Raw genomic sequence first — 20,255 nt, forward strand, 5'->3', positions numbered from 1 at the left:
ATATGCGTCCTTTATTCAAATTTTCATCAGGCCTGATTATTATCCTGTCAGCGGTTTTTTGCATACACATATACATCCTGAATAAGTTTGACCTTCCACTTTTTGAAAACAGGATTACTGAGGCTTACTTTGTAAATGGCTCACTGGCCCTCTTGATTTATTTTTTATTGTATGCCCTGAGGAATAAAATGGCCCAACAATTGGGCTTTTTATACATGGGCGGAAGTTTTATCAAATTTTTAATTTTTTTCATCTTTTTCTACCCATTCTACAAACAAGACGGGAGTCTTGATTCTCTTGAATTTGCAGCCTTTTTTGTACCGTATGTAATCAGCTTGATTTTCGAAACTTTTGGAGTGATTGAATTTCTAAAAAAATAAGTTTTTATTTATAATCTATCCAAATAAATATATTACATTTGCACCGATTTTTTTAGCCAACATAATTTGTTAAAGATGCAAAGTAAGTTTTTAGTAAAATTCCTTACAATCACAGTTTTAGTTTTTAGCTTGAGCCTGAATGCCCAGCATGAAGAGCATGAGGGAACAAAAGAAGAAAGAGATATAAAAACGGAAATCAAGGAGAGTATTGACCACCATATACAGGATTCTTACGATTTTATCTTAACCAGTGACTATGAAAATAATATTCATTACGGGTTTTCTCTGCCTGTGATTCTAATCGATGAAGGATTTCATTTATTTTCATCATCAAAATTTCATCACGGTGAAACCGTTGCAGAGAGCAATGGTAAATACTACAAATTATACCATAATAAAATCTACAGGACAGATGCGGAAGGCACACTGACTTTTGATGACCATCACCATCCAACAAATGTAAAACCACTTGATTTTTCAATCACGAAAAGTGTTTTTATGATCATTGTTACGGGGATATTGATGTTCCTGCTTTTCACCGGTCTTGCCAAGTCCTTTAAAAAAGGTCCTATTGCGACAGGTGCCGGTAGATTCTTTGAACCTATTGTTGTCTATATTCGCGATGAAATTGCCATCCCAAATATTGGTGAGAAACACTATAAAAAATACATGAGCTTTCTGCTTACCGTATTTTTCTTTGTTTGGTTCCTTAACCTTTTTGGTCTAACACCACTTGGAATAAACGTAACCGGAAACATTGCTGTTACATTCGCTTTGGCATTATTGACTTTCCTGATTACTCAATTTTCAGGGAACAAAAATTACTGGAAACACATATTCTGGATGCCGGGAGTACCGGTTCCGATGAAGATCATATTGGCCCCTATTGAATTATTAGGGGTATTTATCAAACCCTTTGCCCTTATGATTCGTTTGTATGCGAACATCATGGCCGGACACATTGTATTGATGAGTTTGATCGGTTTGATTTTTGTTTTTAAGAATTGGATTGGAAGTAGCTTGTCATTTGTACTCGCCTTTGCCATTTCAATGATTGAATTATTGGTTGCTTTACTTCAGGCCTATATCTTCACCATGCTGTCAGCCCTTTATTTTGGCTTTGCGGTTGAAGAGCATGATCATGATGAAGCACATTAAATAAGAACGTTTAATTTTTAATTATATATATATTATGGAGATTCCAGCTATTGTAGGTGCAGGATTGGTTGTAATTGGTGCCGGTATCGGTATCGGTAGAATTGGTGGTTCAGCAATGGACGCTATCGCTCGTCAACCTGAAGCTACTGGAAAAATTCAAACAGCAATGCTTATTGCAGCGGCGCTTATTGAAGGTATTGGATTTGCTGCCTTATTCGCAGTTTAATCTAAACATTAACAATAGCTGTAACGGTTGGTTGCAGCTATTGTTTAAAAAAAAATATTAATACTTACAAAATAAACACATGGAGAAATTAATCAACGATTTTTCATTTGGACTTTTTTTCTGGCAAACGCTACTATTTGTGCTTTTGCTGTTCTTATTGAAAAAATATGCATGGCAGCCGATTTTAGATGCTCTGAACAGCAGAGAAGAAGGCATTCAAAATGCATTGGATGAGGCCGATAAGGCACGTCAGGAAATGGTTGATCTAAAATCTAGCAATGAGAAGATCATTAAAGAAGCCAGAGCGGAAAGAGATTCGATGCTAAAAGATGCAAGGGCTATCAAAGAAAAAATGATCACTGAAGCAAAAGATGAAGCGAAAGCACAATCAAATAAAATCATTGAACAGGCTAAACAAACCATCGAAAACGAAAAACTTGCCGCAATAACAGAATTGAAGAATCAGGTAGCTGAATTATCAATTGGTATTGCTGAAAAGGTCATTAAGGATGAATTATCCAATAAAGACAAGCAAGTGAAGTTGATTGAAAAAATGTTGGACGAAGCCAAGCTAAAATAACATGGTAGGAACGAGAGCAGCACTAAGATATGCCAGGGCAACTTTAAATCTTGCCAAGGAAAAAGGCCTTGCCAAAGAGGTAAACAATGACATGATTTTGATTCAAAAAACCATTGAAGAAAATCATGACCTTGAGGTAATGCTAAAAAGTCCTGTGATCAAATCAGACCTGAAAAGATCTGTTTTGAAAGAGGTTTTTGAGAAAAAGGTCAATCCTATTACCATAGGGCTCCTGAAACTTTTGATTGAAAACAAAAGACCCGCCTTATTGAATTTAGTGGCAAAAGAATACATTGTAATTTACGACTTCCTTCAGGGAGTTGAAGTAGCTCAGGTGACCTCTGCGGTTCCCCTGACAAAAGAACTGGAAAAGACTATTCTGAAGAGAGTTCAGGAAGCTGTAGGAAAAGAAATCTCCTTGAATAATATTGTGGATCCTTCGATTATAGGAGGTTTCGTATTAAGGGTAGGTGATGAATTGTATGATTCAAGTGTAGCGTACCGTTTGAAAGACCTTCTTTCTCAATTCGAGGATAATCAATATATATCTAAAATCTAACTAAGATAATAACTAGTAAAAATGGCAACAATAAAACCAGCTGAAGTATCAGCAATTTTAAAAGAACAACTAACAGGATTTGAAGGTAAAGCTTCGTTGACTGAAATAGGAACTGTATTACAAATAGGTGATGGTATTGCAAGAATCTATGGTCTGTCAAATGTGCAGTATGGTGAGCTTGTAGAGTTTGAGGGAGGACTTGAAGGAATCGTTCTTAACCTGGAAGAAGATAACGTTGGGGTGGTATTGTTAGGTGATTCTACTCAAATTAGAGAAGGTGCTACTGTAAAACGTACAGATAGAATTGCATCGATCAATGTTGGTGAAGGAATTCTTGGAAGAGTTGTAAACACATTGGGTGAGCCAATTGATGGTAAAGGACCCATTGAAGGAGAAACTTTTGAAATGCCATTAGAAAGAAAAGCTCCTGGTGTAATTTACAGAGAGCCTGTAACAGAGCCGTTGCAGACTGGTTTGAAATCAGTTGATGCCATGATCCCAATTGGAAGAGGACAGCGTGAATTGATCATTGGTGACCGTCAAACGGGTAAGTCAACTGTTGCTCTTGACACGATCATCAACCAAAAAGAATTTTATGATGCAGGTGAACCTGTTTACTGTATTTATGTTGCCATAGGACAAAAAGGTTCGACAATTGCAGCAATAGCTAAAATGCTTGAAGAAAAAGGAGCCCTGGCTTATACAACAATTGTTGCCGCAAACGCTTCTGATGTTGCTCCAATGCAGTTTTACGCTCCATTCGCAGGAGCTGCTATCGGTGAATATTTCAGAGATACAGGCCGTCCGGCATTAATTATTTATGATGACCTTTCCAAGCAGGCTGTGGCATATCGTGAAGTTTCATTGCTGTTAAGAAGACCTCCGGGTCGTGAGGCGTATCCTGGTGATGTATTCTACCTTCACTCAAGATTGTTGGAAAGAGCTGCGAAAATAATCAATGACGATGCGATTGCAGCTAAAATGAACGATGTTCCACCTTCATTACAAGGAAAAGTTAAAGGTGGCGGATCTCTGACTGCGTTACCTATTATTGAGACTCAGGCAGGTGACGTATCAGCTTATATTCCAACAAACGTGATTTCGATTACGGATGGTCAGATCTTCTTGACTTCTGACTTGTTTAATTCGGGTGTTAGGCCTGCAATTGACGTGGGTATTTCTGTATCACGTGTTGGTGGTAATGCACAGATCAAATCAATGAAGAAGGTTGCAGGTACCTTAAAGCTTGACCAGGCTCAGTATCGTGAACTTGAAGCTTTTGCAAAGTTCGGATCTGATCTTGATGCAGCTACATTGAGCGTAATTGAAAAAGGAAAGAGAAATGTTGAGATCTTGAAGCAGGCTCAAAATGATCCGTTTGCCGTTGAGGACCAGATCGCGATCATTTATGCAGGTTCTAAAGATTTACTTAAAAGCGTTCCGGTTGAAAGTGTAAAAGAGTTTGAGAAAGATTATCTGGAATTCTTGCGTGCAAAACACGCCAAAGTACTTGAGACATTGAAAGCAGGTAAATTGACTGACGAAGTTACTGACACATTGGAAATAGTAGCTAAAGAAGTTTCTGCAAAGTTTGAGTAAAACCTTTAAGTTTTGAATTCAATATCCTGGATTCTCAACGAATAACTGAATAAAGAATGGCAAATTTAAAAGAAATACGTAACAGAATCTCATCCATTGGATCAACGATGAAAATCACCAGTGCCATGAAAATGGTATCTGCTGCAAAGTTGAAGAAAGCCCAGGATGCGATTGTGCAAATGCGTCCTTATTCTAATAAATTAACCGAATTATTACAAAACCTGAGTGCAACCCTGGATGTTGAAGACGGTGGGGTTTATACACAGGAAAGAGAGGTTAAAAAAGTATTGATCGTTGCCATCACTTCGAACAGGGGTCTTTGTGGAGGATTCAATTCTTCTGTTATAAAAGAAGTAAACCATTTGGCTAAAACCAAATATGCGGGAAAGGACATATCGGTTCTGACCATTGGTAAAAAAGGGAATGATATTCTTTCAAAAGAATTTAACATCTACAAATTTGAGAGTGAATTGTATGATGACCTGACTTTTGAAAATACGGCTCCTTTTGCTGAAGACCTGATGCAAAGATTTGAAGAGGGTGATTTCGATAAAATTGATTTGGTATACAACAGGTTTAAAAATGCAGCAACTCAAATTATTACAGAGGAACAGTATTTACCGATTGCATCTTCTGACGAAGAAAGTGAAGGAGAAGCTGACTATATTTTTGAACCGAATAAAAGTGAGATTGTTCAGGGCCTTATCCCTAAATCTTTAAAGATGCAGTTGTACAAGGCAATCAGAGATTCTTATGCTTCTGAACATGGGGCAAGGATGACTGCAATGCATAAAGCTACTGATAATGCAACAGAGCTTAGAGATGAGTTGCTACTTGTATACAACAAGGCGCGTCAGGCTTCGATTACCAATGAAATACTTGAGATTGTAGGTGGTGCCGAGGCATTGAAAAATTAAAAAAGCTTTTATAAAGCATAAAAAACTCCAAAGAATTCTTTGGAGTTTTTTTATACAGCTGTTTTCTGTTCTGTCTGTTTTATGTTCTGTAACTATTGCGGAACCCGGACAAGGGATCCAAAATGAACAGCATTCATAAATAATTTATTTGTTCCATACCAGGCTCCTCTAAAGTTTGGATTATCGGCAAAGAGTATGATTCTCCCCTTGCCTCTTTTACTTACAATAATTGATGCTGAATGTTTCATTTTTTCCAAATTTTCTGCACTGATATATCCATCAATATGGGGGTCATCCAGATATTTTCCTACTGTTGAAAACGGGTTTTTAGAAGGAGCGATCCAGATGCCATTGTTTTTATAAACAGGAACCTGTTTGTCATGATAACCGTATGCGACCGGATGGGTAATATCCAGGTCAATTCCAAAAATAGCTCCCCCTAGGTATTGTTTTTCCAGACTACCCTTAGCATCAGCATATTGACTTCTTTTAGGAATGCCTAACGAATCTTTATTTTTAACGATCAGCTTCTCATCGGCTATTTTCTGATTGATAACCCAGGAAGAGGCCTTGGCTATGGTTATTAAAGTGTTTCCGTCCGCCACCCATTGCTTTAACCTGTTCTGCTCCTTTTTATTTAACATCAGATAATTCCCTGACACCATGATAATAACGTTGTACCGATAAATATCGGTTAGATAAAAACGTTCCTCAGGCACCTTAACCAGAGGCATTTTCATTCTGTTTTCAAACAAATGCCAGACCTCCCCGGCCTCATAGCTTCCCACGGATCCTCCAACGACAAGCATGGCCCTGGGCTTGGTAAGCGTCTTAAAACTTCCACTGCCCAAACCATTGCCTTTCTCTGTCATTCCCGTAGAAACCGAATACGCTTTGACCCTGAATTCCGAGCAGGCCTCTTTGACCCACCGGTAAACGGAATCTGCCGGAATCCCAAACTGATCCTCAACAGGCACCATTAAGGTCCCCCTGTAAAAATCAACAATTCCTTCTTCGGTTTTCATTGAAAAATCTTTACTGGAGGCTTTAACAACCAATCCTCTGTTCTGTATGTTGAATAGAACTGCAGGGGCATAATAATCTTCATAAGGAATCAAATAGGCATATTTGCTTTTCTGCACTTGTTCGATGGAGATGGTATTGGATTCAGAGCTTACCTTTTCTCCCATGGATGGAAGTTTGTCGAGAGATTTATACTTCATATTATAAAAGTTCACCACAGACCAAGCGGAAGCATCATAAAAAACACTGTCTCTGTATTTATCAAAAGTCTCGAACAGGGATTGAACCATGTAATACTGATTTTGTCTGACCGGAACTACATAGGAATGATCCGGTTCAAAGTCTGAACCTGCTGCTTTTAATTTTTGCCTGAGGGGATACACTTCAATTTGATGTTGAAGCAATACATCGATAAAAGCCTTTACCCTGCCCCTGTCATAGGAATCACCAAAAACATAGCCTTTCACCTTTGAATTTCCAGCTTTCTTAAGGGCATCTGCAAAAAATCGGCTCTGGTAATCGTATAGTAAATCCTTGTTCTTAACGGCCGCCCTTAAAGTGGCAATACTGGAAACATACTGGTTCCGAATGGTAAATGGAAACGAGATCTCACCTATTGTAGTCTCCTGCAAGTGGCCTCTTGAACTTGCCTGTTCAAAAAGAAGCGCCAAACTTCCCTGAAGATCCATATAGGTAGATCCATAACCTGGATAGGTTGAATCATAGATCTCATCAGTAAAGTAAAGGGAGCCTATTTTATCAAGATCTGAAGCAAACTGGTCTGAGAATACCTTATTTAGTACATCTCTGTTCTCTGAGGGTGTTACGGGGTTCATTGAGGCTGATTTATTCTTAGGTTCAAAAAAATATGTACTGTTGGTACCCATTTCATGAAAATCTGTAACGACATTTGGGTACCATTCATGGTACCATTTCAACCTTCCCTGTGATTCAGGATTAACTCCCAGCAAAAGGTCTCTGTTAAGGTCAAACAAATAGTGATTTGTCCTTCCCCTTGGCCATGCTTCGTTATGCTCTATATCAAACTTATCGGCAATTAAAGGTGAACCTTTATAACTATTTGCCCAATTGCTATGCCTGTCTCTTCCGTCAGGGTTAATGGTTGGGTCCAGAAAAACAACTGTTTCCTTGCGCATATTTTTAACCTCCTCGTTTTCAGAGGCCACCAGGGTATAAGCCATAAGCATGGCTGCTTCTGTACTTGAAGGTTCATTTCCATGAACGCCGTAGGCAAGATTGACAAACAACGGAAGGTCTTTAAGGTTCGTAACTTTAGTCGAAGGATCAACAACTTCCAGGTGTTTCCTTTTCAGATCTTCAAGATTGTTGATATGTCCTGCTTCACTCACCTGAAGTAATAGCAGCTTTCTGTTTTCATGGGTTTTTCCATAAACATAAACAGCGGCCTTATCAGAAAGTTCAGCCAGCGTGTACATATAGGCAACAACAAGATCGTGTCTTGTGTGATACTCTCCAATGGGATAGCCTAAAAACTCTTCAGGACTGGGGATACTTTTATCAAATGGCTGAAATTCTTCAAAATAATAATCCTGAGCCCCGGCGAAGCTTGTCATAAAAAGGAAAACTACTAAAACATAGTTGTACAAATTCATTCTCATCTCTATTTTTTTTAAAATTAAGCATCTTTTAATAAACGGGTTCGTATATTTTTGTAAAAAATCTGAGTTGACCATGAAGGTACTTTTTGTAGATACGAATCATCCTTGCCTCATCGATGGCTTAAAACAGTTGGGGTTTGAATGTCATGAAGATTACAATTCTGTTAAATCTGAAATAGAAAGTAAAATCCATCAATACCATGGATTGATCATAAGAAGCCGCTTTTCAATTGATGAAAAATTTCTAAAAAAGGCCACCTCACTCAAATTCATAGGCCGGGTGGGAGCAGGTCTTGAAAATATAGATATTGAATTCGCAAAAAGCAAAGGAATCTCTTTACTGGCAGCTCCTGAAGGAAACAGAAATGCCGTTGGCGAACATGCTTTAGGCATGATCCTTGCCCTTTTTAATAAACTAAAAAAAGCGGATAGCGAAATACGAAAAGGCATCTGGTTGCGAGAAGATAACCGCGGAATCGAACTCGAGGGCAAAACAATAGGACTTATTGGATATGGTAATATGGGAAAGGCATTTGCCAAAAAACTCAGGGGATTTGACTGTGAGGTCATTTGCTACGATATAAAACCTGACGTAGGAGATGAAAATGCCCGGCAGGTAGATCTTGAGGAATTATTTTTAAAAACAGAAGTCCTGAGTCTGCACACTCCTCAGACAGAACTTACCAGGCAAATGATCAATGCCACATTTTTAAATCAGTTTGAGAAAAATATTTATTTGATAAACACGGCCCGGGGTTCAGCTGTTGTAACCAAAGACCTGGTTAGCGCCATTAAATCGGGAAAGGTTCTTGGAGCCTGTCTGGATGTTCTCGAATACGAAAAAGCCTCATTTGAAAACTTCTTTTCAAATGAAAGTACCTTACCCGAGGATTTCCAATATTTGATATCTTCGGATAAGGTACTTTTAAGTCCTCACGTGGCCGGATGGACAGTAGAATCAAAAATTAAACTGGCAGAAACCATTCTCCACAAAGTTGCCGCCATGTTGGATCAGCACAATTCAATGAAATAATGCAAAAGATCCGTAGTGGTAATTATTCCCACCAGTTTTTCTTCTTCTACAACCGGTAAAGAGTGAAATTCTTTACTGGCCAACAGTTTAGAAACCTCAAGAATAGTGGTTTGAGGACTTGCAGTTAAAGGTTCCTTGATCATCAGGTCTTTGATGTCAAGCATGTTATATATGGGTGTATCTTCAGTACCTTCCTTTCCGTAGGCATCAATAAAACTGATACGCTGTAAATCGGAAAGGCTGATCAGTCCGATCAGTTTATCGTTTTCAACTACAGGCATATGCCTGATATGATTGGTTTTCATTCTCTTCTCCGCTGAATAAAGCGAATCCTCTAAACTCAAAGTAACAACCTCCCTGGTCATAATACTTGAAATCGGTTCATTTTTTTTCATCCTACATGGCCTTTAATCTATGATAAAGTACCTAAAAATCTGTCAGAAATAAAATGATTTAAATCATACCCAATCAAATTTGGGTGATAAAACAAGACTTCTATTAGAATTCAATGAATGGTTAGTTCAGCGTGTAAGTTTCGTAATAATCCTTGCGTGATCAGGATATCTTTCAATGAGATCCTGTCTGTCAGCCATTTCGAAATCCTCAAAATCAAAACCTGGAGAAACCGTACAACCTGCAAGGCCAAAACTGTCTCTGGCCTCTATTTCAGAAGCAAACCAGTCTCCCCCTTTAACAACAAATTGAGGCACCTCTCCTTTGCTGATATCTGCACCAATCAAATGCTTCTCATAAGCACCTTCTTTGGTAATGATGTGCAAGGATATTGCTGAGCCGCCATAAAAATGCCAGATTTCGTCTTGTTTGATCTTATGAAAAGCAGAAAAATTGTCCGAGGTAAGCAAAAAATAAATAGCGGTGCAAAAATTTCTACTACTTTTATAAGAGCCGGGTAGTGCATATGGTTCAATACTATTATCACTCCTGTAGGTTTCTTTATAAAATCCACCCTCAGGATGAGGTAAAAGCTCTAATTCCCTTAAAATGTTTTCTATACTGTTCATCTTGAAATTACTGAGTAATTGAATTATTCAGGTTGAGCTATTAACTTTTCAATTTTTTCCAGAATCAAAGGGCCTGCTTCCCTTCCCGGGGACATTCTGGTTAAATATTCAGCATGAGGCAAACTGGATTCAGGATCAAAATATTCGGGCTTTAATATATATCCCATGGCATCAAGCCCTAAACCAATGACAAACTTAGGCCCTTTATCCATAAAATTCTTCGAGGCAAACGAAAAGGCAGGAGGTGTTTCACCCGGGTGGGTTATAAACTGGGCCTCACCAATTTTAAACCAGGCCATTTCGGTTTTGGTCGTTGAAGAAATATCTCTTTTAATAACTCCTGCCGCCGATAACTGAGCCCAACCCGGATTTGAAACCGGTAATTCAAAAACTTCATTTCTAAAATCGATATCATTATGTACAAGTTCTTGTTTTTCTTTCAGTAAACGCTGAACCTCTTTGGATAATTCTTCTCCCCTCTTTTGGCCAACTTCAAATGACTGATCTTCCTTAAGAGGCTGCACCCATCCTCCTATAGCTCCTTGAAAAAACATATGTTCTCCTTCCATAGATTTCGACAAATCCTCGTAATAAGCACCAACATAATCGGCAGATACCTCATTCTGTACAGCATCATAAAATGTGGGATGACAGGCGAAATTGGTCAATGTAGCAATGCTCCGCCCTGAAATATCAGAAAATTGAATAACCTCAAGAGCCCTGTCTATTTCCTCAGGTTCACAAATATTACTGACCCATTCCTCCCCAAATTCTCCGGAGGCTGAAAATATATTGGCCGGCTTCATCGATTCGAATGCCTTTTTCACCTGCATAGCGGTAGCCTCGATCATTCTATTCATATATACAGAGTCCACTCCGCTTTCCAGCTGATTAGGACCCCAGATACCAACCACATCCGGCCCTGAATGTACATGGTTTGAGGTTACGATGATCCGTTCAGGCTTAATTAAAGTATCATTGATTATTTCAAGAGTTTTTTTCCTGATCCTCTGGGTATCAGGATAGAGCAACCCTATGCAATCCAAGGTTACTAAAGCTAATATTTCATTATCCTTTCTTACAACAACCGCTTTAGCATATAAAGAATCATGAATCCCCGTAAAACGCCTGTTGGGTTTGTCTCCCGCTATAAACATCCCTACATCCGGGTTAATAGACTCAGAAGATGCTCCCGCCCAAAATTCACTCTTAGCTGTATCGGTATCCTTTACTTTTGCATCGCATCCCAGCAGCAATCCCAAAAAAATAATCACGGCTGCACCAAATATTTTAATCCCGAGATATCGTATCATGAATTTCAATTAAAACAATTTATAATCTAGTGAGGGTCGAAGTTAATTAAAATTTTGAAGAATTGAACTACCATTTAAAGTCCAGATCAAGCCGTATTCTGTCTCCTGTCTCAAGGGCCGATCCATAAGGCAGCAACTGTTCAACTTTGAAGTAACGCATTTTTAACTGGAAACGCTTAGAAATCTTATATGCCGCAACGAGTTCGATTCCTTTAAAATTAGTAAGCCTCCCATCTCGAGATCCCTGACCGCTGTAATCCCACCTCGTCCAGTCATTCTGAGCAAAAAAATCTACAGCGGAATACCTTTCAAGATAGGTTAAATAAACTCCCGTTGAAAAATCTCCCTTTTTCCTGAGTCTGCCCCATACAATATGTCCCACTATACCTGATTTCTGATCCTTAAGGAAGTCAGGAATGTTTTCATCATTTTGATAGTTCTTCAAATTTTGATAAATATCGAGGCCAAAAGTCAATCTTGGTTCTTGCATAAGATACTCTGCTCCGATGTGAAAAATGGCATAATTAAATCGATAGTTTTCGTTACCATCCGGAATGTCCGGCATTTGAGAAAAGTAATAAAAAGAGGGAAAAACACTCAATCTGCTGTCCAAATGTTTGGAAGAAACTCGGAGCATACCAATAAAACTTTCACTACTGAAGGTCGAAAAATTATTAATGATTGTAAAAAGGCCTCCACTGTATTTTACTGAATCTATCCATTTTGTATCTTCATAGTCAAATGATGCACCCAGATAAAATCCATCGAGCCAGACATTATCACCCCAGAAAAGCTCATGCTTCTTTTCAAATGGGAAGGTATTTCTTCCGATCCAGAAATCGTATCGAAAGTACTGCATTCTAAAAAAAAGTTTATCAAATCCTACGGGTACAGATTCAAATTCATGGTAACCATCACCAATTGTCAAATGCGGGTCCTGCTGTTTTTCGGGATAGCCGGTTCGTAACCGTATTCCAAATTCAGCCCAGTCCCTGGGTTTATACTTCATGCCCGCCCGAACTCTAAATCGAACCCGAAACCTGTCATCACGATACGTTCCATCCGATTTCCGTGAATTCCAGTCTTGTTCTCCCCTTATCCGGGCATCCGCCTGAAATGTGAGCTTTTTTTGTTTGCTTTCTTCCTGGGCAAAGGAAGCTCCTGAATACATCACAGCAAACAGCAGGAAGAGAATGGATCGGGATGCGTATCTTTTCAAAAAGTTCAACTCATATAGTAAATGATTGCAAACATAATTGAATTAACAAACAATGCATATGATTAAAATCATTCGTTCAACCTACTTAAAAATGTATGTAAACCTCGCCAAGAACCCCTATAAGATCATTGCTGCTTAATTTTCTCAGCTTTTCTCAATGAGTAAGTCATAGTAGAATCCAAGGAATTTCATTCTTATCTCCTTTAAATGCAATACTGTAACCAAAGACCCTTTCAAGCATATTTCTTTCAGGGTCAAAAAAATATTTCCCTTTATATATTGAATAAAAGGCATTCCTGAAACTCTGTTTATAATTGTAGTCGGCAAAAGATAGCCTATATTTCCATACTACCATATCTCTTCGGGTGAGAATAATATATCGGGCTATCTCATGTCATCGTTAACAAATTAATTCAAGCCACTTGATTGGTTTCTGACCAAGATTCTTTTTAAGATACTCGGTGAAGCCGTAATAATAGAATTTTGATTCTAAAAATTGATAAAAATATTACTGAAGAAACCATTATAATTGTAATTTTAGGATATGAAAAAGTTTGAATTTTTAATTATACTGTTAATTATATTTTTCTTTGGAATATCAACTGGATACTATAAACATTTCCCCTTTAATTTTGTTTATCTTATCAAATCAAAATTTAACAGTTCAACAACTCCGTATAAAAGAAATTATGACATTTCATTATATGATGCTAAAGCAATTGACATCACGAAAAACACAGGTATTTATTTGACATATGGGCAATCAAACTCTACAAACCATGGCCAAATAGGTTATGTAGTGAAGAATCAAGTTTATCAATTTTTTAAAGGAATTACTTATATTTATGAAGACCCAGCTTTAGGCGGCACAGGAAATAGTGGCTCCGTTTGGGGAATGGTTGGTGATAAGCTGATTAACAAAGGAGTTCATGACAAAGTTATTTTCTCCAGCTGCGGAATGGGTTCGGCTAAAATAGAAGAGCTTAATAGTGGTGCAAATTTAAAATATCTTATAGAAAACTTCGAATATCAAATGAGAGAGTTTGGAAGAGTTGATGGTATTTTATTCCATCAAGGGGAATCTAATAACAACAATAATGCGGGAAACGACAATTATTATAATGAATTTGTCAAATTATTAAGTGAATTAAAAAAGAATGGTGTTGATATTCCTATTTATTTATCAAGAGTTAGTTTTTGTGGAGATCCATCTTCTCATGATGATGAATTAATTAAAAAACAGAATAAAATTATTCGAGACTTTGAAAACGTCTACGAAGGCCCCAACACAGATTTGCTAAGTGATAAAAAATACCGTCTTCCTGATCGTTGTCATTTCTCAATGCTCGGATATGATATGTTTTCAGATTTGTGGGTCGAATCATTAATAAACAATAATTTGAAATAAAAAAATATGAAAAAAACTCAATTATTTAATTCTTCGTTTTTGAAGATTCTAAATAATGTAAGAGCCATAGACGAAATACGGTAAATATTTTGAGGACTATTTAAGAAAATTATAATACTAATATCGTGATCTGGTTGAATGACCAGAAAGTTAATTAATTTCAATTCAAGGACGATCTAAACATGAAGAAATTTATATCCAAATTAACCATGATTTCTCTTCCTTTTATTATCGTTCCAATTATTTTTATTGTTCGTTTTGGATACCCTCCCCCAAAATTATCATCAAGTTTATCTTTCAATGCCAAAATACTCTTTATTAAAGAAAACCATTTACAAAGCGAAATAGATGTTTTAGCCATAGGGTCTTCAATGAGTTTGAATAATTTACATACTGAAACATTGAAAAATAAATTTGATAATAAATTTCTGAATATTTCTTCGTGGGGCCAGAATATCGAAGAAGATTTTAGATTAATAAAAATCTTTGACAGTCATTACAAACCAAGGATAATAATAATTAACAGTGGATACATGGATTTCAAAAATAATTCCAAATCAATAGATTATAACTTGGTCGAAAACTATTTATTTGAAAATGGAAATTTAGTTTATAGAAATATTAATTTAAAATATTTAATTAAAGAATCAAAAGATTATTTCCTCAAAAAGAAGGATACCCTGAACTATACGAGTTTAACATTTGATGATTGTGGCGGAATAAACCTTCAAAAAAGTAATTTTAATATAGATCCCAAACGCTGGGAAGGTATTGACATCAAGAATCTTCAGCTAAATATAAATCAATATAATTATCTTGATAGTATTTCTCAATATTGTATGAAAAAAAATATTAAGCTAGTTTTTATCCAAAACCCCTTTCGGAAAAATTATTACTTAAATTTAGATGATCAGGCATTAAATCTTTTAGGGACTCATATAAATAAAATTAAATCGATATTGAATAAAAGGAACCAGTTATTCATCAACCCTAAGTTCACTTTTTGGGAAGATAGTTTATTTATAGATTATTCTCATTTTAGCAAAGAAGGATCAAAATATTATACTGAATACTGTTTGAACAAAATTAATTAAACATCAACTATTTTTGAGTTGACTAATCTTAAAATTCGAACAAAATCAGTTAATCCTTAATAAGCAAGAAAAATATATGCGAATAATTAACATTCTCTGGACTGGTGGATGGGATTCAACATACAGAGTCTTAAGCCTAATAGATAAAAAAGTCACAATTCAACCCTATTATCTTAAAGACAATAGAAAGTCAGAAGGACTTGAGCTAAAAGCCATTGAAACAATTACAGAACAGATTAGGAATCATCCTCGGACAAAATGTAACCTTTTAAAACTCGTTACCATATATGTTTCAGACATTGCTAAGGACAAAGAAATAACAAATTCTTATGTCAATATATTGAAATCTGATTTCTATGGTAGTCAATATGAATGGTTAGCAAGATTTGCAAAGACTGTTGAAAATTTAGAATTAACTATTCATCAAGAAGATAAAGCATTTTCAATTATTAAAAAATATGGTGAAATAAAAAAAACACATGATGAATTATATTTTCGATTTTATGTGTTGGACAAAGAAAAGTCATCCGAAGACCTAATCAAGGTTTTTGGGAATTATCGATTCCCAATATTGGATTCTAGTAAATTGAAAATGAAATTATGGGCGGAAAGTATGGGACTACTTGATATTATGAATATGACTTGGTTCTGTCATCACCCAAAAAATAACGCCCCTTGTGGAGTATGCAATCCTTGTATTTACACTATAGAAGAAGGATTGATATATCGATTTAGTAAACGTGCATTACGTCGTTATAGAATTTATAAGATTATAAGGCCTCTAAAGCAATCATATTTTTACAGATATGCAAGAATGATTTACAAAAAAATCAGATAATATGGATTACAGCAACTAAAATTCGTCCTTAAAACATTGAGGCAGAAGTGTTTATTTTAGCTTCAGTTCTGAAACTAAAATCGTTATAACTTGAGAAAGAGTTAGCACCATAGTTTGCTGCGAATTGATACTTCCGACCGTTCCGCTACAGCTATTAAAAATTACATGAAAAACACATATCAAATTATTCCAAAATTTCTAAGGTTTTGGTATATGGAAAAAAGATAATTTAGTAATATTGAATTCAGAAATGTATTAACTATTGATATTGGGTTGTGTAAAGAAATGAATAGAACTTATAAACAACTTAAAGAAAAGATGAGAATTTTTCAAAGCCAGTCTTTATTGGAGAGGTTCGTGGTGATGCGCTCCAATCTTTTAAGTAACTGATGTGAATCAAGTTAAAAAATTTAAATTGCAATTAGTCAAAATGAGTGTAATAAGTTAACATAATAAATAAAAGAATAAATGCTTTTTAACTCTATTGATTTTGCGATTTTCTTACCAATCGTTTTTATTCTCTATTGGTTTGTTACAAACAAAAACTTGAAACTGCAAAACTTACTCATTGTTGCAGCAAGTTACTTGTTTTACGGTTGGTGGGATTGGAGATTTCTTTCATTGATTTTGTTCAGTACAATAGTTGATTACACCGTTGGACAAAAACTGAGAAATGAAGAAAATAAAATTAAAAGAAAAGCTTTATTATGGTCGAGTATTTTGGTCAATCTTGGATTTTTGGGTTTTTTCAAATACTACAATTTCTTCCTTGACAACTTTATAACTGCATTTTTATTTTTTGGGCAAGAAATTCAAGGTAATTCTCTAAATATCATTTTGCCTGTCGGGATAAGCTTTTATACTTTCCAGACCTTAAGTTACACGATTGACGTTTACAAAAGAAAACTTGAGCCGACAAAGGACTTTATAGCATTCTCAGCATTTGTGAGTTTCTTTCCTCAATTGGTTGCCGGACCAATTGAAAGGGCGACACATTTACTTCCTCAATTTTACAAAAAACGAATTTTCGATTATTCAAAAGCTGTTGACGGAATGCGTCAAATACTTTGGGGATTATTCAAGAAAATAGTAATTGCAGACAATTGTGCTGAATACGCAAATCAAATTTTTAATAACTCGGCAGATATGAACGGTAGCACTCTTATCTTAGGGGCTTTATTCTTTTCATTTCAAATTTACGGAGATTTTTCAGGGTATTCAGACATCGCAATCGGAACTTCTAGGCTTTTTGGATTTGATTTAATGCGAAACTTCAACTTTCCTTATTTTTCAAGAGATATTGCCGAATTTTGGAGACGATGGCATATTTCACTTTCCACATGGTTTCGAGATTACTTGTACATTCCTTTAGGTGGCAGCAGAGGTGGAACCTGGATGAAAGTTAGAAACACATTTATCATTTTTATCGTAAGTGGTTTCTGGCATGGAGCAAATTGGACTTTTATTATTTGGGGCGTATTAAATGCAATATACTTTATGCCGTTATTATTGACCAACAAGAACCGAAACAATCTAGAAATAGTAGCCCAAGGAAAGTTATTTCCAAGCCTAAAAGAACTTTCTTTGATGCTGATGACTTTTGGGTTGACCCTAATTGCATGGATATTTTTTAGAGCAGAAAATGTAGATCACGCTTTCAGCTATATTTCAGAGATTTTATCTCCATCTCTATTTGAAATTCCAAAATTATCAGAAATGAGAAAATTCTTAATTACCATTTTTATAACTTTTATCTTCGTTTTAATTGAATGGGTCGGTCGAGAACAACAATTTGCAATCCAGAATTTAGGGATTAGGTGGAAACGCCCTATAAGATACGCGATGTATTATGCCATAATGATTGCAATATTTTGGTTTAGCGGGAATGAACAACAATTTATTTATTTTCAATTTTAATGCTATGAAAAAGTTCCTGTTTAGAGCAATTTCTTTTTTTTTTCCAGTGGCTCTCCTATTTGTAATAGTCGAACTTACCGTTCGAAATAACACGTTTAAAGCAAAAGCTGATTATATAAAGAAAAATAAAGAGAATATTGAAGTAATGATTCTGGGTTCTTCTCATAATTGGAGAGCCGTTAATCCAAAGTACCTTAGTTTTAAAACTGCTCCATTAGCCCACGGAGGTAGTGCAATCAATATAGACTTGATTTTGATGGAAAAATATTTAGAATTGATCCCAAATTTGAAGTTTGTGATTTTAGAACTTGGTTACCACAATTTAGAAGATTATAGAGATAGGAATTGGAATAAAAATCATCTTTTCCATATATATTATGGCATTAACAATTATGATAAGCAGCCTCCCTTAATAGATAATTTTTTGTTAGCAGTGAATCCTCGTCAATATATAAAAAGATTCATTCTACCAATAAAAAATCAACAGTTTGGGCGATATAATGAATATGGTTTTATTACAGACGGTCCAAAGTCGGACAATATGTTTGAGGGTGTCATGTACGATAGCTTACAGATTAAAAGATTAGCAAATAACTACTTGGAAAATAAGCATAAAAGAGTATCAGATCAATACTATTTAGAGAACACGATGAAATTGAAGAAGATGGTTACGCAATGTTTAAAAAATAACATATCAGTTATCTTCCTTTCGCCACCAAAACATTACACATATAATGATGAAATGTTATTTGATAAATTAGGAAGAAAAGACAAATTTCTGCAATCGTATCATAATTACGAAAATGTTTATATCTGGAATTTTGAGGAAACATATGAATATCAATCTGAGATGTTTCTGGATCCGGACCATCTAAATCCAAAAGGGGCTAAAATATTTTCAATTAAATTAGATTCTCTTCTTTGTGATCTATTAAACACGAATTCACATCAAAGGCTGAAACGGTAATAGCTCTTTTTTGTGGCGACTACCAATATTTACTGCTCAATACTTCAATATTCAGAACTTGAGTTAATTTTTTATAATGTCTTTCAAGAAACCTAAAACCAATGATAAATCTTCAGAAGAATCAGACAAACTTTAATTTCAGAAGGTAAAACTGTTAAATACTTCAAATAAGCAAACGAAAAATTACCCTTAAAGTTCATGGGATACTCATTACCTATTTATTAACAACTGGAATGAAAATTGAAAGAACAACATTCTAAAAACTTATTGCTCTTGATTTGTTGATCTTTATTTTTTTTCGTTTAAACAATCAATTTCTTTTTGATTTTTATCTAATCTAACATTGAAATTTGAATTCAGTGTATCGCTTAATAAATCCGTTCTGATTTCCTCAAAGAAACTTATTTATGTTTGTTTTATTTTACAAATTCATGCCAATTATTGATCTAAAGCGGAATGAGTACTACTACAGCCATAAGAACTATATCCCCAGGTATATCGAAAGTATTTGAAGAACTTATTATTCTAAGCTAGCCCAGCTTATTTTAAGGAAAAAGGGGAGCATATGGTAAGTTTGATAACTAATATAGCCAGTGGTTAATTCACTTTACTCATTAAGGGGAACGGTATCAAATCACTTCCGAAAGGGATAGATTATTTATCGAGATATTCATTCCGTTATCTTCTCAGAAGTGAGCAGTGGATACGGAAAATAGCAAGCTGGGTTATGGTAAAGGAAAACCCGAATGATTTTCATCAAACGGGTTCATAAATTGGAATTTGTTTAGTATGCGCTCATTTCATCATCCCCTCAGAAAACGAATAAGCTGCGCAAAGATAGTGATAATTAATTAATAAAAAACCCCATGTCAAAAAACACGGGGCCGCTTTCAATTTAAAAAGCTAAATTGAGGGGATTAATCATTAACTAATTAATCCATAGCACTTTATAAACGTTTTTTTGAAAGTTTTATTATTGAAATATCCTGCTGTCTCAAAAAGAATGAGTTCGGTCCAAGCTAAAACAGGATTGCCTGTGGCATCCTGACAAAGCTATGATTCGAAATTCAATGCGCCGCAAAATCAAAAAATTAAGCTGTGGATATAAAAATCTTCAGGAGTAATCCGAGGATTATTCACATGATCCTTAAATGCTCCGAATTCCGAAAAGAAATCGCTCTCCTTCGTCGAATGGGCTTTTTGTTTATTGTTATCGTTCAATTTAAAATTGACTCAGCACCAAACAAAAAGCCCAGCATTCCGCTGAGCTTTCTTTTCTTAGTGACCCCGGCAGGATTCAAACCTGCAACCCTCAGAGCCGAAATCTGATATTCTATTCAGTTGAACTACGGGGCCTGTAAA

Annotated in this window: 18 protein-coding genes and 1 tRNA gene; 13 read left to right on the plus strand and 6 right to left on the minus strand. The window is 35.7% G+C overall.

Going from position 1 to position 20,255, the window contains the following annotated elements; all coding sequences use genetic code 11:
- The first annotated feature begins 2 nt into the window (after positions 1–2).
- The 7 genes from LCM02_RS07910 (at position 3) to atpG (ending at position 5,419) form a co-directional block, all read left to right on the plus strand.
- A complete protein-coding gene (locus LCM02_RS07910; RefSeq protein ID WP_224927814.1) occupies positions 3–380 on the plus strand; it encodes a DUF6168 family protein in 378 nt (125 codons plus the stop codon).
- A gap of 75 nt (positions 381–455) precedes the next feature.
- Positions 456–1,538, plus strand: a complete 1,083-nt coding sequence (gene atpB / locus LCM02_RS07915) for a F0F1 ATP synthase subunit A (protein ID WP_224927815.1) — start codon at positions 456–458, stop codon at positions 1,536–1,538.
- 34 nt (positions 1,539–1,572) lie between these two features.
- Positions 1,573–1,764: an ATP synthase F0 subunit C gene (atpE, locus tag LCM02_RS07920; RefSeq protein ID WP_142784445.1), complete on the plus strand. Its 192-nt coding sequence runs from the start codon at positions 1,573–1,575 to the stop codon at positions 1,762–1,764.
- A gap of 79 nt (positions 1,765–1,843) precedes the next feature.
- Positions 1,844–2,344: a F0F1 ATP synthase subunit B gene (locus LCM02_RS07925; RefSeq protein ID WP_224927816.1), complete on the plus strand. Its 501-nt coding sequence runs from the start codon at positions 1,844–1,846 to the stop codon at positions 2,342–2,344.
- A 1-nt stretch (position 2,345) separates the two neighbouring features.
- Positions 2,346–2,903: an ATP synthase F1 subunit delta gene (gene atpH, locus LCM02_RS07930; RefSeq protein ID WP_224927817.1), complete on the plus strand. Its 558-nt coding sequence runs from the start codon at positions 2,346–2,348 to the stop codon at positions 2,901–2,903.
- Between the two features lie 21 nt (positions 2,904–2,924).
- Positions 2,925–4,502 carry a F0F1 ATP synthase subunit alpha gene (gene atpA, locus LCM02_RS07935; RefSeq protein WP_224927818.1) on the plus strand — a complete coding sequence of 526 codons (1,578 nt, stop codon included), beginning with the start codon at positions 2,925–2,927 and terminating at the stop codon, positions 4,500–4,502.
- A 56-nt stretch (positions 4,503–4,558) separates the two neighbouring features.
- Entirely contained in the window at positions 4,559–5,419 is an 861-nt protein-coding gene (gene atpG, locus LCM02_RS07940) for an ATP synthase F1 subunit gamma (RefSeq protein ID WP_224927819.1), read from the plus strand.
- Positions 5,420–5,511: 92 nt separating this feature from the next.
- Here the strand turns inward: atpG and LCM02_RS07945 are convergent, their stop codons facing one another.
- Positions 5,512–8,082, minus strand: coding sequence for a M14 family zinc carboxypeptidase (locus tag LCM02_RS07945; protein WP_224927820.1), 2,571 nt, complete (start codon positions 8,080–8,082; stop codon positions 5,512–5,514).
- A 73-nt stretch (positions 8,083–8,155) separates the two neighbouring features.
- On the opposite strand from LCM02_RS07945, the gene LCM02_RS07950 reads away from it, so the two are divergent.
- Entirely contained in the window at positions 8,156–9,115 is a 960-nt protein-coding gene (locus LCM02_RS07950; RefSeq protein ID WP_224927821.1) for a 2-hydroxyacid dehydrogenase, read from the plus strand.
- Here the strand turns inward: LCM02_RS07950 and LCM02_RS07955 are convergent.
- The 4 genes from LCM02_RS07955 to LCM02_RS07970 form a co-directional block, all read right to left on the minus strand.
- Entirely contained in the window at positions 9,094–9,510 is a 417-nt protein-coding gene (locus LCM02_RS07955) for a CBS domain-containing protein (RefSeq protein ID WP_224927822.1), read from the minus strand. The two genes, LCM02_RS07950 and LCM02_RS07955, sit on opposite strands and share 22 nt — an antisense overlap.
- Before the next feature lie 126 nt (positions 9,511–9,636).
- Positions 9,637–10,137, minus strand: coding sequence for a cupin domain-containing protein (locus tag LCM02_RS07960; RefSeq protein ID WP_224927823.1), 501 nt, complete (start codon positions 10,135–10,137; stop codon positions 9,637–9,639).
- A 23-nt stretch (positions 10,138–10,160) separates the two neighbouring features.
- Positions 10,161–11,450: a neutral/alkaline non-lysosomal ceramidase N-terminal domain-containing protein gene (locus LCM02_RS07965; protein ID WP_224927824.1), complete on the minus strand. Its 1,290-nt coding sequence runs from the start codon at positions 11,448–11,450 to the stop codon at positions 10,161–10,163.
- A 67-nt stretch (positions 11,451–11,517) separates the two neighbouring features.
- On the minus strand, positions 11,518–12,669 hold the full coding sequence (locus LCM02_RS07970) for a putative porin (RefSeq protein ID WP_224927825.1): 1,152 nt from the start codon (positions 12,667–12,669) through the stop codon (positions 11,518–11,520).
- A 544-nt stretch (positions 12,670–13,213) separates the two neighbouring features.
- Here LCM02_RS07970 and LCM02_RS07975 point away from each other — a divergent pair.
- The 5 genes from LCM02_RS07975 (at position 13,214) to LCM02_RS07995 (ending at position 18,893) form a co-directional block, all read left to right on the plus strand.
- On the plus strand, positions 13,214–14,077 hold the full coding sequence (locus LCM02_RS07975; protein WP_224927826.1) for a sialate O-acetylesterase: 864 nt from the start codon (positions 13,214–13,216) through the stop codon (positions 14,075–14,077).
- 182 nt (positions 14,078–14,259) lie between these two features.
- Positions 14,260–15,171: a hypothetical protein gene (locus LCM02_RS07980; protein WP_224927827.1), complete on the plus strand. Its 912-nt coding sequence runs from the start codon at positions 14,260–14,262 to the stop codon at positions 15,169–15,171.
- Between the two features lie 76 nt (positions 15,172–15,247).
- Positions 15,248–16,009, plus strand: coding sequence for a hypothetical protein (locus tag LCM02_RS07985; protein ID WP_224927828.1), 762 nt, complete (start codon positions 15,248–15,250; stop codon positions 16,007–16,009).
- Positions 16,010–16,477: 468 nt separating this feature from the next.
- Positions 16,478–17,926, plus strand: coding sequence for an MBOAT family O-acyltransferase (locus LCM02_RS07990; protein WP_224927829.1), 1,449 nt, complete (start codon positions 16,478–16,480; stop codon positions 17,924–17,926).
- A 4-nt stretch (positions 17,927–17,930) separates the two neighbouring features.
- On the plus strand, positions 17,931–18,893 hold the full coding sequence (locus LCM02_RS07995; protein WP_224927830.1) for a hypothetical protein: 963 nt from the start codon (positions 17,931–17,933) through the stop codon (positions 18,891–18,893).
- A 1,282-nt stretch (positions 18,894–20,175) separates the two neighbouring features.
- On the opposite strand, the gene LCM02_RS08000 is transcribed toward LCM02_RS07995, so the two are convergent.
- Positions 20,176–20,249, minus strand: a tRNA-Arg gene (locus LCM02_RS08000).
- Positions 20,250–20,255: the final 6 nt, after the last annotated feature.

It is taken from the genome of Lutimonas saemankumensis (assembly GCF_020171465.1).
Lineage (GTDB): Bacteria > Bacteroidota > Bacteroidia > Flavobacteriales > Flavobacteriaceae > Lutimonas > Lutimonas saemankumensis.

Bases quoted from the DNA above. Each gene is read 5' to 3' on its own strand.
- LCM02_RS07950 (WP_224927821.1), top strand. From the start codon at position 8,156: ATGAAGGTACTTTTTGTAGATACGAATCATCCTTGCCTCATCGATGGC.
- LCM02_RS07965 (WP_224927824.1), bottom strand. From the start codon at position 11,450: ATGATACGATATCTCGGGATTAAAATATTTGGTGCAGCCGTGATTATT.
- LCM02_RS07955 (WP_224927822.1), bottom strand. From the start codon at position 9,510: ATGAAAAAAAATGAACCGATTTCAAGTATTATGACCAGGGAGGTTGTT.
- LCM02_RS07975 (WP_224927826.1), top strand. From the start codon at position 13,214: ATGAAAAAGTTTGAATTTTTAATTATACTGTTAATTATATTTTTCTTT.
- atpE (WP_142784445.1), top strand. From the start codon at position 1,573: ATGGAGATTCCAGCTATTGTAGGTGCAGGATTGGTTGTAATTGGTGCC.
- atpA (WP_224927818.1), top strand. From the start codon at position 2,925: ATGGCAACAATAAAACCAGCTGAAGTATCAGCAATTTTAAAAGAACAA.
- atpB (WP_224927815.1), top strand. From the start codon at position 456: ATGCAAAGTAAGTTTTTAGTAAAATTCCTTACAATCACAGTTTTAGTT.
- LCM02_RS07910 (WP_224927814.1), top strand. From the start codon at position 3: ATGCGTCCTTTATTCAAATTTTCATCAGGCCTGATTATTATCCTGTCA.
- LCM02_RS07945 (WP_224927820.1), bottom strand. From the start codon at position 8,082: ATGAGAATGAATTTGTACAACTATGTTTTAGTAGTTTTCCTTTTTATG.
- LCM02_RS07990 (WP_224927829.1), top strand. From the start codon at position 16,478: ATGCTTTTTAACTCTATTGATTTTGCGATTTTCTTACCAATCGTTTTT.
- LCM02_RS07980 (WP_224927827.1), top strand. From the start codon at position 14,260: ATGAAGAAATTTATATCCAAATTAACCATGATTTCTCTTCCTTTTATT.
- LCM02_RS07925 (WP_224927816.1), top strand. From the start codon at position 1,844: ATGGAGAAATTAATCAACGATTTTTCATTTGGACTTTTTTTCTGGCAA.
- atpG (WP_224927819.1), top strand. From the start codon at position 4,559: ATGGCAAATTTAAAAGAAATACGTAACAGAATCTCATCCATTGGATCA.
- LCM02_RS07995 (WP_224927830.1), top strand. From the start codon at position 17,931: ATGAAAAAGTTCCTGTTTAGAGCAATTTCTTTTTTTTTTCCAGTGGCT.
- atpH (WP_224927817.1), top strand. From the start codon at position 2,346: ATGGTAGGAACGAGAGCAGCACTAAGATATGCCAGGGCAACTTTAAAT.
- LCM02_RS07985 (WP_224927828.1), top strand. From the start codon at position 15,248: ATGCGAATAATTAACATTCTCTGGACTGGTGGATGGGATTCAACATAC.
- LCM02_RS07960 (WP_224927823.1), bottom strand. From the start codon at position 10,137: ATGAACAGTATAGAAAACATTTTAAGGGAATTAGAGCTTTTACCTCAT.